The following is a 15,703-nucleotide window of genomic DNA, read 5'->3' on the forward strand; positions in this document are numbered from 1 at the left end:
GATCACCTGCTGCCGGGCGGGGCCGTAAGCACCGTGGGGACGTACTCCAGCAACTGCAGCCTGCCGTCAAAGGTCCTGCTTTGCACCATTTCCAGCATGACGTCCGGATAACCGTCGTAGATCCGTTCCCTGCCGGTGGCGCCGGTGATCACCGGAAAGACAACCAGCCGGAATCGGTCCACCAGGCCGGCGGCCAGCAAGGACCTGGTCAGCTTCAGGCTGCCGAGGGTGCTCAGCGGCCCTGTTCCGGTCCGCTTCAACTCCCGGACCGCCGCCACAGCGTCCCCGGTGACCAGGGTGGAGTTCGGCCAGTCCAGGGGCGCCTGCAGCGTGGACGAGAACACCATCTTTGGGACGGCTGCCAGGCCCGTGAGGCTCGCGCCCTCCTCCGCGGAGAACCCGGCGCGGTCGGCCGCTGCCTGGGCAGACATGCCGTACATCAGCCGGTACGTGTTGGCGCCCAGCAGGAACGTGTAGTTCTTTGTTGCCTCTTCGTCCAGCCAGGCCAGGTACTCCGGCCCCTCCAGTCCCCACCAGCCGGGCCATCCCTCAGCGGAGGCATACCCGTCCAGCGAGATGATCAGGTCCACCATCAGGGTTGATGGTGACGTTTCGGCAGGTGTGGCGCCCATGGCCGGCTCCTAGGACTGATCGGCGTGGATGTGGCCGCCATGGTATGCCCGGACGGGAACAGGTTCAAGGGTCCACCCCTTTTGCCTGCCCTGCGCGAGGCGTAGCGTCTATGTGGCCGGGAGACCGTCGTCGCCGTCAAAGGAGCGGACATGGCTGGATGGAACGCAGACACAGCGGCGGGGCCTGTGGGGGCGGGCACCGTTACCCTGGTGGAGGGCTCAACTTTCTGCATCTCCGCCGCCAACGGCGATATCCGCCCGGACCTTCCGCATGGGGTTTTCCACGAAGACACCCGCATCCTTTCCGGCTGGACCCTGGCGGTGAACGGACTGCCCCTGGAGCCGCTGACGGCCGAAACCAAGGAACCCTACCGGGCCCTGTTCATAGGCCGTGTTCCGCGCGAGGACGGGTACGCGGACAGCCCCCTGGTTGTGGAGCGGCTGCGGGAAGTGGCTGCCGGAATGGTGGAGGAGGTGACCGTCCGGAACTACTCGTCCGAACCTGTCCCCTGCCTCGTGACGTTCAGCGTCGAAGCGGACTTCGCCGACCTCTTCGAGGTGAAGGAAGCAAGGGTCCAGCGGCGGTGGCAGGAGGCGCGCGGGGCCGACGGCGATTCCCTCATCATCAGCGCTGCCTGGCAGGACCTCCGGAAGGCGGTCCTGGTGCGGGGGCGCGGCGGCACAGCCACCGAAGGCGGTCTGACGTACCAGCTTGTGGTCCCGGGCCACGGCCTCTGGACCACCCGGCTGAGTGTTGCCCCCACCGGCAGGCAGGACATCCGGCGGCCGGCCGGGCACGGACCGTCGCCGAGCGACCTTCGGCATCAGGAATGGGTTTCGCGGATTCCCAGGCTGCAGATGACCAACCGCTCCATCGAACGGACCCTCCGGCGCAGCTATGACGATCTCGGCGCACTCCGGATCACGGACCCTGACCATCCGGAACGGATCGTGGTGGCAGCCGGAGCGCCCTGGTTCATGACCCTGTTCGGGCGCGACTCCCTGTGGGCATCTGAAATGGCCCTGCCCGTTGACCCGTCGCTGGCCCTGGGCACCCTGCAGACCCTGGCCGAGCGCCAGGGCAAAGTGGTGGACCTTATGAGCGAGGAGGAGCCCGGGAAGATCCTGCACGAGGTCCGGCTGGGTGTCTCCAGCGGCCTGGCCCTGGGCGGCAAGTCGGTGTACTACGGCAGCGTGGACGCCACCCCGCAGTTCGTCATGACCCTGGGTTCGGTGAGCCGCTGGGGCGTCGCCAGGGACACCATCGCCTCCCTTCTGCCGCACGCTGACCGGGCGCTGGACTGGGTCCGGACCTACGGCGACAAGGACGGCGACGGCTTCGTCGAGTACTCACGGCTCAATGACCAGGGCCTGATCAACCAGGGCTGGAAGGACTCCTGGGACGGCATCAATTTCGCCGACGGGACCCTCGCGGAGCCGCCTATCGCCCTGTGCGAGGTCCAGGCCCTGGTGTACAGCGCGTTCCTGTCGCGGGCATGGATGGCGTACGACGCCGGGGACGCGCCGCTGGCGGCGCAGCTCACCGCAGAGGCGGCGCGGCTGAAGAAAAAGTTCAACGAGGATTTCTGGCTCCCGGAGCGGGGCTACTTCGCCATCGCCCTGGACGGGCAGAAGCGTCCGGTCGATGCCTGCGCATCCAACATGGGTCAGTGCCTGTGGCACGGCATCGTGGACGACGACAAGGTGCCGTTGGTGGCAGAGCGGCTAATGTCCCCGGAGATGTTCAGCGGCTGGGGCGTCCGCACGCTGGGCACGGACATGGGCGCCTACAACCCCGCCAGCTACCACAACGGTTCCGTCTGGCCGCACGACAATGCCATCATCGCCGCGGGCCTGATGCGCTACGGCTTCGTAGCGGAGGCCCAGCGGATCGCTACGGCCCTGCTCGAAGCGGCGGAGTTTTCCGGCGGGCGGCTCCCGGAGCTGTTCTGCGGCTTCAGCCGGGAGCAGGTGGCCGAGCCGGTTCCGTACCCCACCGCCTGCTCGCCGCAGGCGTGGGCTGCCACCACGCCGATCATGCTCATCACCAGCCTCATGCGGTATGACGCCCACGTCTCCCGCGGCGGTTTCTGGATGGACCCTGCCCTGCCGGAGTCCTACGGAAACCTGCACATCACCAACGCGCCCCTGGCCGGCAGCCGGATCACCATCGACATCACGGGCTCCGAGCCCACCGTCCAGGGATTGCCGGAGGGCCTCACGTTCCACCGCGAGCACCGCCCCTGGCTGACCGAGCTCATCTCGGAGGCGGGCCTGGATACCCGCGGCGACCGGGACGTGGGCTAGAGGTCCCAGTCGGTGTCGCTGTAGGAGCTGCGGACGTGGGCGCGGAGGTACTCCCCCACCACCGCGGCCCCCAGGCCACCGACGTCCGGCGCCACCACCCGCGCGTCGATCCGGCGGGCCATCCGCTGAACGAAGCGCTCCAGCCCCGGGTCGTCACCGAGCCGGAAGAACGTGGCCTGCACGCCGGAGCGCCCCAGCCGGTCCAGCTCGGCCACGGTGACACGGATGGTTTCGGTGTCCGGCGGCCAGTTGAACCAGGAGTCGCCGTCCGGGAGCAGGTGCGCGGTGGGCTCGCCATCGGTCACCATCAGCAGGACATGCTGCATGGACGGGTGCCGGCGGAAGAACCGCCCGGCCAGCAGCAGCCCGTGATGCAGGTTGGTCCCCTGCTCCCGCAGCGCCGGCAGGGCGGTGAGTTCACCGATGTCCATGGACTGCGCATAGCGGCCAAACGTGACCAGCTGCAGGCGGTCGCCGCGGAAACGGGTGGAGACGAGGTGGTGCAGCGCCAGCGCGGTCCGTTTCATCGGCACCCACCGCCCCTCGGCGGCCATGGAAAAGGACACGTCAACGAGGAGGACAACGGCGGCCTGGGTACGGGCTTCGGTTTCGGCCACCTCGATGTCTTCCGGGGTGAGCCGGAGTCCCCGGCCGGGAGCACCGCCGTCGGCCATGGTGCGCCGGATAGCGTTCGTCATGGCGCGGGTAACGTCCCAGGGTTCCGCGTCCCCGAACTCCCAGGGACGGCTGGAGCCGGTCTGCTCTCCGGCCGCGCCGGCCAGTCGGGTGTCCCGCTGCCCCTGCCGCCCGGACAGCTGCCGTGCGGTGTCCTGCAGCAGGGACTTGCCAAGGCGCCGCATAGCCTGCGGGGACAGGCGGAGGTCACCGTCGGGCCCCCGGCGCAAGTAGCCGCCGTCCTCCATGGCCCGCTCGATCTCGGCCAGGGTGCGGGCGCTGACGGCGGCGTCCGGGCCCAGCTGGCGGCTGAGGGCGTCGAGGTCGAGGTCGTCCAGGCGCGAGCCGTTGTAGGACTGCGAAAGCTGCTCCGACAATTCATCCAGCTCGGCCAGGTCCTGCAGGACCCCCGTGCCGTCACCCAGGCCCAGGCCGTCCTGCCCGTCGAACGCCTCCGACCCGTTCCAGTCTTCGCCGGGCCGCAGCGCCTGCAGGTTCCCGTCGAGCTCGCTGAGCTGGTCCATCAGCCCGGGCGAGCCGAACGCCTGGGCGGACAGGCGCATCAGCTCCTCGCGCTGTTCCGGCGACATGGACTGCAGGAGCCGCTGCGCGGCGGCGGACCGTTTGGCCAGCGCGTCCACCAGCTCTTCGACCGACTGCGGGTTTTCGGGAAAGTGCTGCCCGTGCTTGGCCATGAACTCCTGGAAGTCGGCGTCAGTGTCCTCGCCCCGGCGGTGCTTGCCCAGGAGTCCGTTCAGGTCGCGGAGCATGTCGCTGACGGCTTCGCGGTCCTCGTCGGTGGCGTTCTCCAAAGCCTGTTTCATGCCGGCGAACCTCTGGTCCAGGACTTCGCGTCCCAGGAGGTCCTTGATGCGTTCGTAGGCTTCCCTGGCGGTGCCCGACTGCCAGTCGTAAGAGGCGAGCTCGTTGACCGCTGCTGCCGTGGACGGCGGCAGGTTCTGTAGCTGCATCTCGCGGAAGGCACGGTCAGTGTTGTCCATCATGGCGTCCCTGGCCAGCTGCTTGCGCTCTTCCAGCACTGCCGTGTCCAGCAGTTTGCGGACGTAATCGAGGGTGCCATCCAGCCGGTGCCGGCTCAGCAGGTCCTTGCGCCGTTCCCGCACGCGCCGGGCCAGGTTGTCCAGGCCGTCCCGGTTCCGGCCGCCGCGCCGGAGGAACTCCTGCAGGGCGTGGCGGGGCGAGTAGCCGTCCATCACGTCTTCAGCCACGGCGTCGAGTGCCTCGGCGAGGTCAACGGGCGGGGCGAGCGGGTCCGGTCCGCCGGAGTACCGGCCGTACCGTGACCTGTCGTGAAGGGTCATGCTGCCTCCTGTTATGGCTGCAGGCGTGCGCTCAGCCGTAGACCGTTTCGTCGTCGTCGGCCTCTTTGGAGATCCGCCGGCCGAGGTAGAGCCCTTCGAGGGCAAGTTCGACGGCGGCGGCGCGCTGTCCGTCGTTCTGCGCACCCATGCGCTTGCCAATCAGGTCGTACAAACCTGATCCGTTCAGCGAGGGGAGGTTGTCAAGGAACTCCTTCGCCGTGACCTGCCCGCCGGTGGTAACTGTCCTGTGGCCGTCGAAGGCTGCCACGAGCGGCCCCATGTCGATGCCCTGGAAATGGGCCCTGACGGCTTCTGCGGTGGCGGTGCGCAGGAGGTGGTCAAGGATGCCCTGTTCGCGGCCTTCCTCTCCGGATTCAAATTCCAGCTTGCCGCTGAGGACTTCCACTGCCGGTTCCAGGTCGATGATCCGGGCCACGGCCTCGTCTTCGCCGCGGAGGCTGGCCCTGCGCAGGGCCGCGGCGGCCACCGTTTCCGCGCCGGCAATGGCGAACCGCGCAGAGACCCCGGATGTCTGGTTAATGGCCGGCGAATGCCGCAAGGCTCGTGTGTACCGGGCGAGGATCTCCAGGATGACGGCGGGCACGTCCGCCACAAGCCGCCCTTCCTGCCGGATGACGGCAACCTCGTCTTCCAGCTCGATGGGGTAATGGGTACGGATCTCGGCTCCGAAGCGGTCCTTCAGCGGGGTGATGATCCGGCCGCGGTTGGTGTAGTCCTCGGGGTTCGCCGATGCCACCACCAGGACGTCCAGCGGCAGCCGCAGCACGTAGCCGCGGATCTGGATGTCCCGTTCCTCCATCACGTTGAGCATGGCCACCTGGATCCGCTCGGCAAGGTCCGGAAGTTCGTTGATGGCGACGATGCCGCGGTTGGAGCGCGGAATCAGTCCGTAATGGATGGTTTCGGGGTCCCCAAGTCGTCGGCCCTCGGCCACGCGCATGGGGTCGACGTCGCCGATGAGGTCCGCCACGGAGGTGTCTGGAGTGGCGAGCTTTTCCACGTACCGCTCCGAACGGTGCCGCCAGGCAACGCGCAGACGGTCCCCCTCCGAGGCGGCCAGGGCCCGAGTGGCTTCCGTAATGGGTTCATAGGGGTGTTCGTTCAGCTCCGAGCCCTCGATGACCGGCGACCATTCGTCGAGCAGCCCGGCCAGCGTACGCAGCACCCGGGTCTTGCCCTGTCCCCGCTCGCCCAGCAGCACCAGGTCATGCCCGGCGATCAGCGCCCGCTCCAACTGGGGCAGGACGGTCCGTCCAAACCCGTAAAGCCCGGGCCAGGGATCCCGCCCGTCCGCGAGCGCGGCCAGCAGGTTGTCTCGGATTTCGTGCCGCAGGTCCTTCAGGACATGACCCGCAGCACGCAGTTCGCCAACAGTGGAGATTTCGGGACGGTCAGTCACCCCTCTACGGTAATCCCCGTCCTCCCCCTAATCGAGGGATTCCACCATATTCCCCGCCAGGGAACGCGCCGGGACATGCACGGCACGGCCCCGGCTGAAGGGGTGGCCGGGCCGCCCAGCCGGGCCACCACAGCTTATGCCTGGTGCGGAACCACCACGGCGCGGGCGCTCAGCTGCCCGCTTGCCAGCTTCCGGTAGGCGGTGAGTCCGTCCGTTAGGGAAAAGGTTTCAATCTCCGGGAGGATCTGCCCTGCCCGGTACATGTCCACCACCTCGTGGAGTTCCTCAATGGTTCCCCAGTAGGTGTTGGTGATGGTGGACTCGTAGGGGGTGTTGAAGAACGTCCATTCGTGGACGCCGCCTGCAATGCCGACGACGGTCAGCCGCCCACCCACGGCCATCGAACCGGTGGCGGTGGCGATTGTCGGGGTGACGCCGACGAAGTCGAACGCGGCGTCCACGCCGCGGCCGCCGGTGATTTCCCGGATCCGTGCCACCTGGTCCGGGCCGCCGGGAACCGTGATGGCCCCTGCGGCTTCTGCCTTGGCCATCGCCTCGGGCTTCATGTCCGTTGCAATGACGGTGGCTCCGGTCAGTGCCTTGAGGATCTGGACGGCAATCTGTCCCAGGCCGCCGAGCCCCACCACCAGCGCATAGCGACCACCGCCGTTCAGGTTCGGCAGGGCCGTCTTGATGGCGTGGTACGGAGTCAGGGCGGCGTCGGCCAGCGGTGCCGCCGCGATGGGATCCGCATCCCCGAGCGGGATCAGGTTGCGGACGGGGACGGTGACGTACTCCGCCATGCCGCCGTCACGGCCCAGGCCGATGCCCAGGTAGGGGTTGGTTGCTGCGTTTTCGCAGTAGGTGTCCTGCCCGCGGGAGCAGGCCTTGCAATGGCCGCAGCCGATGGGACCGTAGACCAGGTAGGCGGCTCCCACCTCGATGCCTTCCACGCCCGCGCCCAGTTCCTCCACCCACCCCGAGTTCTCGTGGCCCAGCACGAAGCCCTTGGTCATGTTCCCGGGGACTTCGGCCGTGAAGTCCTCGAAGATGCTGACGTCAGAGTGGCAGGCTCCGGCACCGGCCACCTTCAGCAGCACCTCGCCCGGACCCGGAGTTGGCCGGTCCACGTCCTCGAGTGCGGGAAACTGCTGCCATTCCTTGAATACGATCGCGCGCATGCGATGCCCTTCCTGTTGTGCTGAATTATGTTCGGTTGGCTGCCCGGAGGTGGTCCGGTCAGCGTGCGGTGTAGCCGCCGTCGACTACCAGCTCGGACCCGGTCATGAACGCGGCGTCGTCGCTGGCGGCGAAGAGAATGACTGCGGCAACGTCTTCGGGCCGGCCCAGCCGGGCCATGGGCGTGGTGTCCGTCAGGAGCCTCCGGTCCGTGTCTCCGAGGATGGGGGTGTCGATGAAGCCGGGGTGGACGGAGTTCACGCGGATTCCCTGGGTGGCCCAGCCGAGTGCGGTGTTCTTGGTCAGGGTGCGGACGGCACCCTTGGCCGCTGCGTAAGCGGGCGAGGTCCCGAAGCCACCCACGATGCCGAACATGGAGGACACGTTGACCACGGCGCCGTTGCCGGACTCCTTCAGGGCGGCCGCTGCGGCCTTTTCGCCGAGGAACACGCTGGTCTGCGTCACGGCCACCACCTTGGTGTAGGTCTCAACGCTGGTGTCCTCGATGGACTGGTTGTCGCCGATGCCCGCGTTGTTGACCAGTACGTCCAGCCGGCCGAATTCCTCGAGGGCGAAGGCCACGACGCCGGCCCAGCCGGTCTCGCTGGTCACGTCCAGGTGGAAGGCCCGCGCATGGCCCCCGGCGGCGCCGATCTCTGCGGCCACCTGGGCGGCGAGTTCGTCCTGGATGTCCGCAACGACTACGGACCCGCCTTCGCCGGCAAAGCGGACAGCAGTTGCCCGACCAATGCCGCTGGCTCCTCCGGTGATGATGGCGACTCGTCCGTCAAAACGGGACATGGGTGCTTCCTTTCCACAGCGGGCCGGGTTGTCAACGAAGCGGCCCAAAACATTTATCCGACATTTGTTGGATAGTTAGAACGGTACGCTCGACGTGGCGGTTTATCCACCGCCGGCGGCCAAGATCACCCGGGAGTGTGACCTGCATGACATCGCAACCGAAGCAGGACCCCGAAGCACCTGCGCTTCGCGACCCGCGGGCCGTTCGCAGCCGTGAAAAGCTGGCCGCGGCCATCCTGGACCTCGCCGGGGAGCACGACGCCGGAGCACTCGCTGCAGGGCAGGTCGCGGCCGCCGCCGGGGTCAACAGGTCCACCTTCTACCAGCACGCCGCCTCCCCTGCGGCCCTGCTGCGGAAGGTCCTTTCCGACGAACTGGACGTGCTCCGCACGGAACACCTCAGCGCGGCCGGCGGCGACATCGGCCCGGCCATCGGCGCGGTAACGGCCGGCGTGGTCCGGCACCTGGACCGGCACCGCGCCATCTACCGCCGGGGACTGGTCACCGAGCCGGGCACCGGCGGCCTGCATGCCATGCTCGGAGCACACTTCGAGGTTTCCGTCCGCCAACTGCTTGAGCGCCGTGCCATCGCAGTACCGGCACCGGACGGCCGGGAAGTCCCGCCACCCATGGTGGCCCGGTTCATCGCCTACGGAGTGGTGGGGGCCTTGGAGTCCCGCCTGGTGGAGGCCTCGCCCCGCCCCGTAGACGAATTCCTGGCGGACCTCCGTGAACTGCTTCCCGAATGGTGGCCGATCGGCTGAGCATGCATCGCCCCCCGGGCGGCCACCAGGGGGCTAGAAGCGTCCGTACCGCGCCCGCGCCATCGAGTAGACCCCGTAGCAGGCCAGCCCCACCGCGATGACAGCCAGCAGGACGGTGCCGTAGGGCTGCGAGCCGAGCGTCTTCAGCCCCCCGTCCAGGCCGGTGGACTTTGACGGATCGGCGGTGACGGCGGCGGCGATCACCAGGACGCCGACGACGGCAAGCACCACGCCCTTGGCCACATACCCGACGCTGCCGGTCCATTCAACCGCGGTCCGGGCGTTGCCGGGGTCCTGCAGGTCTTCCATGAAGTTCCGGGTGAAGCCCTTGTAGGCGTAGTACCCGCCGGCGCCGATGATGGCGAGCCCCACGGCAACCAAAAGCACAACGCCGGCAGGAGCCGCCATCAGTTTCGCGGTGAAGTCGGTGGCGGACTGGCTCGAACTCTTGCTTCCGCCGGTGGCAAACACCGCGAACGTGAAGGCAAGGACCCCGAACACCAGCGCCTTCCCACCGGCGGTGCCGGCCTTTTGCAGCTTCTTCTTGGACTCTGATTGGGATCGCGCCTCAAAAACGGCCTCGCTGACCATCCACAGGGCGAGCGCGGCGCAGGCGACAGCACCCGCCCACAGCAGGAAGACGCCGCCGGGTTTTGAGGCCACCGCCCCGATGGCGCCGGTCTGGTCGGCCTCGCCGCCCTGCCCGCCGGCGATTTGCAGGGCAATCACGCCAATCAGGATGTGGAGCAGCCCAATGAAGACGAAGCCGCCGCGGGCCAGCACCCGCAGCGCGGGGCTCCGGCTCGCGGACGCCGCTCCGGAAACTGCACGGTTTGCCTTCTCCGAGGCGTTGCCCATGGCCGGCCCTTTCGATCTGACGCTGATCATCTGTTCCGCAGCGTCCGTGCCCTGGCCGCGGTGGGAATGCTTCAGTGTAGAGCCGTAAATGCCGTGCGGACAGTACCCACCCTGCCGGGTTCCGCCGGCGCGGGTACACAATGGCAATCATGGAGATCAATGAGGGCAGCAGGCCGTGACGGCGGAGCCCCCGTGAGCGGCCTGGTGGACGGGATCCTCAGCGTCAGCCCGGCGCTCGCCTACACGCTGGTGGCCCTGCTTGTCTTCGCTGAGGACGCATTGTTCATCGGCTTCGTCATCCCCGGCGAGACGGCCGCCGTGCTGGGCGGGGTGGTGGCCAGCCGCGGCGAAGTGCAGTTGGGCGTCATGATGGCCGTGGTGGTGCTGGCCGCCATCATCGGCGACAGTGTGGGATACGAGGTGGGCAAGCACATGGGCCCCAGGCTGCTGGAGAACCGGTTCCTGCTCCGGCACAGCGACAACCTCGCCAAGACCCAGGACTTCCTGCGGCGCCGCGGCGGGTCGGCGGTCTTCCTCGGCAGATTCGTGGCGCTGTTCCGGGCCCTGATGCCGGCCCTGGCCGGTGTCTCCGGCATGCACTACCCGCGCTTTTTGGCCTTCAACGCCGCGGGCGGACTCATCTGGGGTGCCGGCTTCGTGCTGCTCGGCTACCTGGCCGGCAACTCCTACGGCGCCGTAGCCAAGGCGGCGGGCGAGGACGTGACTGCCGCCGTCGTGGTCATTGGCCTCGCTGCCCTGGTGATCTGGCGGGTGCGGCGTGCCCGCAACAGGAAGCGGCAGCCGTCCGGGCCGCCGCCAGCCGAAAAGTGAGGCACCGCCGATGCAGGAGCTGTCCATATCGCTGGTCCTGATCGCCTTCCTGGCGATCGCGGCACCCCTTGCGGCGCGCTCCCTGGAGCGGGTGGTGAAGATCCCGATCGTCGTCTTCGAAATCGTCCTCGGCATGGCACTTGGCCCCAGCGTCCTGGGGTGGATCCAGTCCACGGACTTTACGGACACTTTGGCGGACTTCGGGCTGGCCATGCTCTTCTTCGTTGCCGGTAACGAAATCGACTTTGCCCTGATCCGGGGGCGGCCGGTGCTGCGTGCCAGTGGCGGCTGGCTGATCTCCCTGGCTGCCGGTGTAGGCGCAGGTTTCCTGCTGGCTCCCACGCCCACGTCGGCCATCATCATCGGCGTGGCCCTGAGCTCCACCGCGTTGGGCACCCTGCTGCCCATCCTGCGCGACGCCGGCGAGTCACGCTCCGCCGCGGGCGTGGCCGTGACCGCGTTGGGAGCCGCCGGCGAATTCGGCCCGCTCATCGCCATCTCGCTGTTTTTCAGCGGGAGGCAGCTGGGCCCCGCCACGGCGGTGCTGCTCGGATTTGTGCTCCTCGCGGCCCTGGCGGTCTTCCTGGCTTCACGTGCCAGGCATACCCTGCTGCATTCCCAGGTCACCAGGACCCTCCACACCAGCGGACAGTTCGCGGTGCGGTCCATCATGTTCATCCTCACGGTGCTGGTGGTGCTGAGCATGGTGCTGGGACTGGACATGCTGCTGGGGGCTTTCGCCGCCGGAGTCCTGTGGAAGGTTGCCATCGCCCGTGCGCCGGAACGGGACCGCACGGTGATCGAGGCGAAGATCGATGCCGTTGCGTTTGGTTTCCTGGTGCCGGTCTTCTTCATTGACACCGGTATCGACTACGAGCTGCACGCGCTCACTGACTCGCCGGCTGCCCTGGCCCTCGTTCCCCTGTTCCTGGTCCTGTTGCTGGTGATCCGGGGACTGCCGTCGCTGCTGGCCGTTCCCCCGCGGTCTTCCTCAGCAACCAAGCGGGCCATTATGCTCTTCGGCGCCACAGGCCTGCCGATAATCGTGGCGGTGACGTCCATCGGCAGGGACCATGAGCTGATTTCCAGTGCCGTTTCGGCGGCTTTGGTGGGCGCGGGCATGCTCTCGGTCCTCGTCTTTCCCCTTCTGGCGCTGCGACAATTGCCCCGCAAATCGAAGGGTTCCACAGCGGCGGAACACAGGGGGCACGGGCGGGTCCCTGAGCCTTGACGGCGGTGGTGGCCGGGCGTATACCGAAATGGTCAGCGCGCTGGCCCCCGCTGGGCCCCGTATGGGGCCGGCTGCCCCCTGGTCTTGGTACACATCTGGAGTTGTCATGGGTAGCGATCGTTTCGACGTGCTCCGCGAACAGGTCCGCGGTCAGGTCCTCGAAGAGGGGGACGCCGGTTACGAGGAAGCGCGGCACGTCTACAACGGCATGATCGACCGCAGGCCGGCCGCGGTACTGCAGGTCTCCCAGGCGGCAGACGTCATGGCCGCCGTGCGCTTCGCCCGCGGCCTCGGCATTGACGTCGCGGTGCGCGGAGGCGGGCACAGCGCCCCAGGATTCGGAACGGTCGACGACGGCCTGGTCCTGGATTTCTCGGCGCGCCGCGGCGTGCGGGTCGACCCGGCGGCAAGGACAGCCCGGGTCGAAGCCGGTGCCACCTGGGCAGACTACAACCACGCCACGCACGCCTTCGGGCTGGCCAGTACGGGCGGCATCGTCGGCACCACAGGGGTCAGTGGACTGACCCTGGGCGGCGGCATCGGCTACCTCGCCCGCAAGTACGGCCTGTCCTGCGACAACCTCATCGGGGCCGACGTCGTGCTGGCGGACGGTTCGTTCCTGACAGCCAGCGACGCCGAGAACGTCGACCTGTTCTGGGCCTTGCGCGGCGGCAGCGGCAACTTCGGCGTGGTCACCTCCCTTGAGTTCCGGCTGCACCCTGTGGACATGGTCCATGTGGGCATCATCTTCTTTGATGCGTCCACCGGTGCCAGTGTGGGGGCCGCCTACCGCGACTGGATTGCAGCCGAACCCGAGGAAATGGGCGCGTTCCTGGCCTTCCATCAGGGGCCGCCGGTCCCGTTCCTGCCCGAGGAATGGCACGGACGGCCCGTTGCCGTCATTGTGGGCATGTGGACCGGCGATACCGACGCGGGGCCGGCCCATTGGCAGCCAATGCTGGATGCAGGAGAGCCCTTGGGCAGCTTCTTCGCGCCGATGCCCTACCCCGCACTCAACATGATGTTTGACGGACTGAATGTTCCCGGACTCCAGGGCTACTGGAAAGCCGACTTCCTGCGCACCCTCAGCGATGATGCGCTGCGCGTCGCGGTCGAAAATTCGCCCGGCATTCCGAGCATCCACACAGCCAACCACTTCTACCCCATAGACGGGGCTGTGCAGCGGGTGGCACCCGAAGCCACGGCCTTCGCGTACAGGAACGTCAATTTTGCCCCGGTGATCGCGGCACAGTGGCCTGATGCCTCCGAGAACGAGGGGAACATCGCGTGGGTCCGCGGCTACTGGAACGCCTTGCATGAGTTCTCCGAACCTGGCGGCTACCTCAACTTCCAGGACTCGGACGACCAATCGCGCATCGAGGAGACGCTGGGTTCGAACTACGCGCGGCTTGCCGAACTCAAGGCCAAGTACGATCCCGATAACTTCTTCCACATCAACCAGAACATCGTGCCGGCACCGGCCCGGGGCGCCGCTGCTGGAGCCCCTGCGGCCCAAGCACCGGCATCCCTGCAGCGGGAGGCAGCTGACCTGCAGCCCGGGGCAGGCTCCGACGCTGCACCTCCGGAAACCACTTCGGCATCCTGAACACCTGGAAGGCCGTTGCCACCGGCCCGGGTCCGGGGTGCGTCCTCGGCCGGGTGGGAACCAGGCCCGCCGTGCCGCCACGGTGGCGGGGCGGGCCTGCCTGCGTGGCGCGGATGCCGCCGTCGTGCGCTGTTTTGTTGCCGCGGGCAAATAGCGGGCGCCGGGCTATGGACTCTTCGGCAGGCCGCAATCAGACTTGCTACAACAGTTGGCCAGCGGATGGGCAGTTACGGGCACAATTGATCGGCCGGGAACGGGCAGCTGCATTATTGGCGCGTTATCCGAGGCGGGTTCCGAACCCGTGAAAGGACCTGATCATGCCGGACTTCTCACCATTCTTCCCGCTCATTGCGATCATCCTGGGAGTACTTTTTGCCGTTGGCTTCATGTGGGTAGCCACGAAACTGATGTGGAAAGTGGCAGAACCCAACGAGGCACTGATCATTTCCGGGCTGACCCGGGGCACCCTGGATACCCGTGCCGGCATGGACTTCAAGATCGTGACGGGCAAGGGGGCGCTGGTACTTCCCGGGCTGCAGACTGTGCGCCCGCTCTCACTCACCCTGAACGAAACCGAACTCAAAGTTTCCTGCGTCACCTCGCAGGGCATCCAGGTAGTGGTGGAAGGCGTGGTCATTTACAAGATCGGGGATGCACCGCCGTTTATTGCCAATGCCGCCCGCCGGTTCCTCGGCCAGCAGCCCAAGATGGAAAGCCAGGTCTATAACGTTTTCGAGGGCCATCTCCGCTCCATCATTGGCAGCATGACGGTCGAGGAAATCATCCGGGAACGGGACAAGCTCGCCTCGCAGGTCCGCAGCGCCAGCGGTGTGGAAATGGAGAAACTCGGCCTCGTAGTGGATTCGCTGCAGATCAAGGACCTGCAGGATCCCACGGGGTACATCCAGAACATCGCGAAGCCGCACATTGCCCAGGTGAAGATGGAAGCCCGGATCGCCGAGGCCACCCGCAACCGGGAGGCGGCCGAAAAGGAAGCCGAAGCGGCAGCCCTCATCGCCGACGCCCAAAGCGTTTCCGCCATCCGGCAGTCGGTGGCGCAGGCCAACGCGGAACGTGCCCGGGCCAACGCCGCCCAGGCCGGTCCGTTGGCGGAAGCCACGGCACGCCAGCAGGTGGTGGTCCAGGAAACCGAAGTCGCCAAACTCGAGGCGGACCGTGAGGAACAAAAGCTCCAGACAACCATCCGCAAACCCGCGGACGCCAAGGCCTACGCCAAGCGCACCGATGCAGAGGGCCAAAAAGCCGCGGACATCAGCGCCGCAGAAGCTTTGGCGCGGCGCACCGAACTCGAAGCCCAGGCCAACGCCCGCCGGACGGAAGTGACGGCACAGGCCAACGCCACCGCAGCGGCTGCCGCCGCGGGCGCCACCAAGGTGACCGGTGAGGCCGAGGCGGCGGCAACCAAGGCCAAGGGCGACGCTGCCGCCTCCGCCATCAAGGCCAAGGCCCTGGCCGAGGCGGACGGCATCAAGGCGCGTGCCGAAGCTTTGGCCAGCAACCAGGATGCGGTGATTTCCCAGCAGCTGGCCGAAAACATGCCCGCCATCATCGCAGCAGCCGCCGAACCCTTCTCGCACGTGGGCCAAATGACAGTCCTGAACGGTGGCGAGGGCGTCAACAAGATGCTGGGCGGGATCCTCGCCCAGGCCGGCGACTACCTGCCGGCATTGCGCACCGCGCTCCGCAACGGCAAGGACGCCAAGGACGCCACGCGGACACCAACGGCTCCCGGCGCCTAGGACGGCCATGCACAGGAATGCCGACCGCAGCCTGACAGGCAAGATTGCACGGGTAACGGGACGGATCGGGCCCGGCACCATCGGCGAGGTCATGTTGCCCTACCTCGGCGGGACCATGGCCTTCCATGCCCACCCCTTCGACAAGGCCAGCGGATTCGCAGTGGGCGAGGAAGTGCTGGTGATCTACTTTGAACCGCCCCAAACGGTGTACGTCGAGGAACTCCCGGACGTGCTCCGGCACGCGGAGTAACCCACCCGGCATCCGATAGAATCTCCTGTCGGCGAGCCTCCGCTCGCCCCGGATTTTCCCTGCGCAC

At 67.5% G+C, this 15,703-nt stretch carries 13 protein-coding genes; 7 read left to right on the plus strand and 6 right to left on the minus strand.

From position 1 onward, the window contains the following. Nucleotides 1-2: 2 nt before the first annotated feature. On the minus strand, nucleotides 3-632 hold the full coding sequence (locus UC32_RS18815; RefSeq protein ID WP_045732697.1) for a dihydrofolate reductase family protein: 630 nt from the start codon (nucleotides 630-632) through the stop codon (nucleotides 3-5). A 150-nt stretch (nucleotides 633-782) separates the two neighbouring features. Between UC32_RS18815 and UC32_RS18820 the strand changes: the two genes are divergently transcribed. Then, complete coding sequence (locus UC32_RS18820) at nucleotides 783-2,939, plus strand: amylo-alpha-1,6-glucosidase (protein WP_045732698.1); 2,157 nt, start codon at nucleotides 783-785, stop codon at nucleotides 2,937-2,939. Here UC32_RS18820 and UC32_RS18825 read toward each other — a convergent pair. The 4 genes from UC32_RS18825 to UC32_RS18840 all read right to left on the minus strand — a co-directional run bounded on the left by UC32_RS18825 (nucleotide 2,936) and on the right by UC32_RS18840 (nucleotide 8,336). After that, entirely contained in the window at nucleotides 2,936-4,936 is a 2,001-nt protein-coding gene (locus UC32_RS18825; RefSeq protein ID WP_045732699.1) for a vWA domain-containing protein, read from the minus strand. The genes UC32_RS18820 and UC32_RS18825 overlap by 4 nt on opposite strands. A gap of 31 nt (nucleotides 4,937-4,967) precedes the next feature. Next, complete coding sequence (locus UC32_RS18830; RefSeq protein ID WP_045732700.1) at nucleotides 4,968-6,356, minus strand: sigma 54-interacting transcriptional regulator; 1,389 nt, start codon at nucleotides 6,354-6,356, stop codon at nucleotides 4,968-4,970. A gap of 134 nt (nucleotides 6,357-6,490) precedes the next feature. Continuing rightward, nucleotides 6,491-7,537, minus strand: coding sequence for an NAD(P)-dependent alcohol dehydrogenase (locus tag UC32_RS18835; protein WP_045732701.1), 1,047 nt, complete (start codon nucleotides 7,535-7,537; stop codon nucleotides 6,491-6,493). Between the two features lie 58 nt (nucleotides 7,538-7,595). Continuing rightward, a complete protein-coding gene (locus UC32_RS18840; RefSeq protein WP_045732702.1) occupies nucleotides 7,596-8,336 on the minus strand; it encodes an SDR family NAD(P)-dependent oxidoreductase in 741 nt (246 codons plus the stop codon). A 146-nt stretch (nucleotides 8,337-8,482) separates the two neighbouring features. Here UC32_RS18840 and UC32_RS18845 point away from each other — a divergent pair, with 146 nt between their 5' ends. Then, complete coding sequence (locus UC32_RS18845) at nucleotides 8,483-9,100, plus strand: TetR family transcriptional regulator (protein ID WP_045732703.1); 618 nt, start codon at nucleotides 8,483-8,485, stop codon at nucleotides 9,098-9,100. 33 nt (nucleotides 9,101-9,133) lie between these two features. On the opposite strand, the gene UC32_RS18850 is transcribed toward UC32_RS18845, so the two are convergent. After that, nucleotides 9,134-9,958: a DUF1206 domain-containing protein gene (locus tag UC32_RS18850; protein ID WP_045732704.1), complete on the minus strand. Its 825-nt coding sequence runs from the start codon at nucleotides 9,956-9,958 to the stop codon at nucleotides 9,134-9,136. Nucleotides 9,959-10,117: 159 nt separating this feature from the next. On the opposite strand from UC32_RS18850, the gene UC32_RS18855 reads away from it, so the two are divergent. The 5 genes from UC32_RS18855 (at nucleotide 10,118) to UC32_RS18875 (ending at nucleotide 15,636) form a co-directional block, all read left to right on the plus strand. Then, nucleotides 10,118-10,789, plus strand: coding sequence for a DedA family protein (locus UC32_RS18855; protein ID WP_045732705.1), 672 nt, complete (start codon nucleotides 10,118-10,120; stop codon nucleotides 10,787-10,789). A gap of 10 nt (nucleotides 10,790-10,799) precedes the next feature. Further along, on the plus strand, nucleotides 10,800-12,020 hold the full coding sequence (locus tag UC32_RS18860; RefSeq protein WP_045732706.1) for a cation:proton antiporter: 1,221 nt from the start codon (nucleotides 10,800-10,802) through the stop codon (nucleotides 12,018-12,020). Nucleotides 12,021-12,126: 106 nt separating this feature from the next. Then, nucleotides 12,127-13,626: an FAD-binding oxidoreductase gene (locus UC32_RS18865; protein WP_045732707.1), complete on the plus strand. Its 1,500-nt coding sequence runs from the start codon at nucleotides 12,127-12,129 to the stop codon at nucleotides 13,624-13,626. A gap of 317 nt (nucleotides 13,627-13,943) precedes the next feature. Beyond that, nucleotides 13,944-15,386: a flotillin family protein gene (locus UC32_RS18870; RefSeq protein ID WP_045732708.1), complete on the plus strand. Its 1,443-nt coding sequence runs from the start codon at nucleotides 13,944-13,946 to the stop codon at nucleotides 15,384-15,386. A gap of 7 nt (nucleotides 15,387-15,393) precedes the next feature. Beyond that, nucleotides 15,394-15,636: a hypothetical protein gene (locus UC32_RS18875; RefSeq protein WP_015936959.1), complete on the plus strand. Its 243-nt coding sequence runs from the start codon at nucleotides 15,394-15,396 to the stop codon at nucleotides 15,634-15,636. Nucleotides 15,637-15,703: the final 67 nt, after the last annotated feature.

It is taken from the genome of Pseudarthrobacter chlorophenolicus, from assembly GCF_000962805.1.
GTDB lineage: Bacteria > Actinomycetota > Actinomycetes > Actinomycetales > Micrococcaceae > Arthrobacter > Arthrobacter chlorophenolicus_A.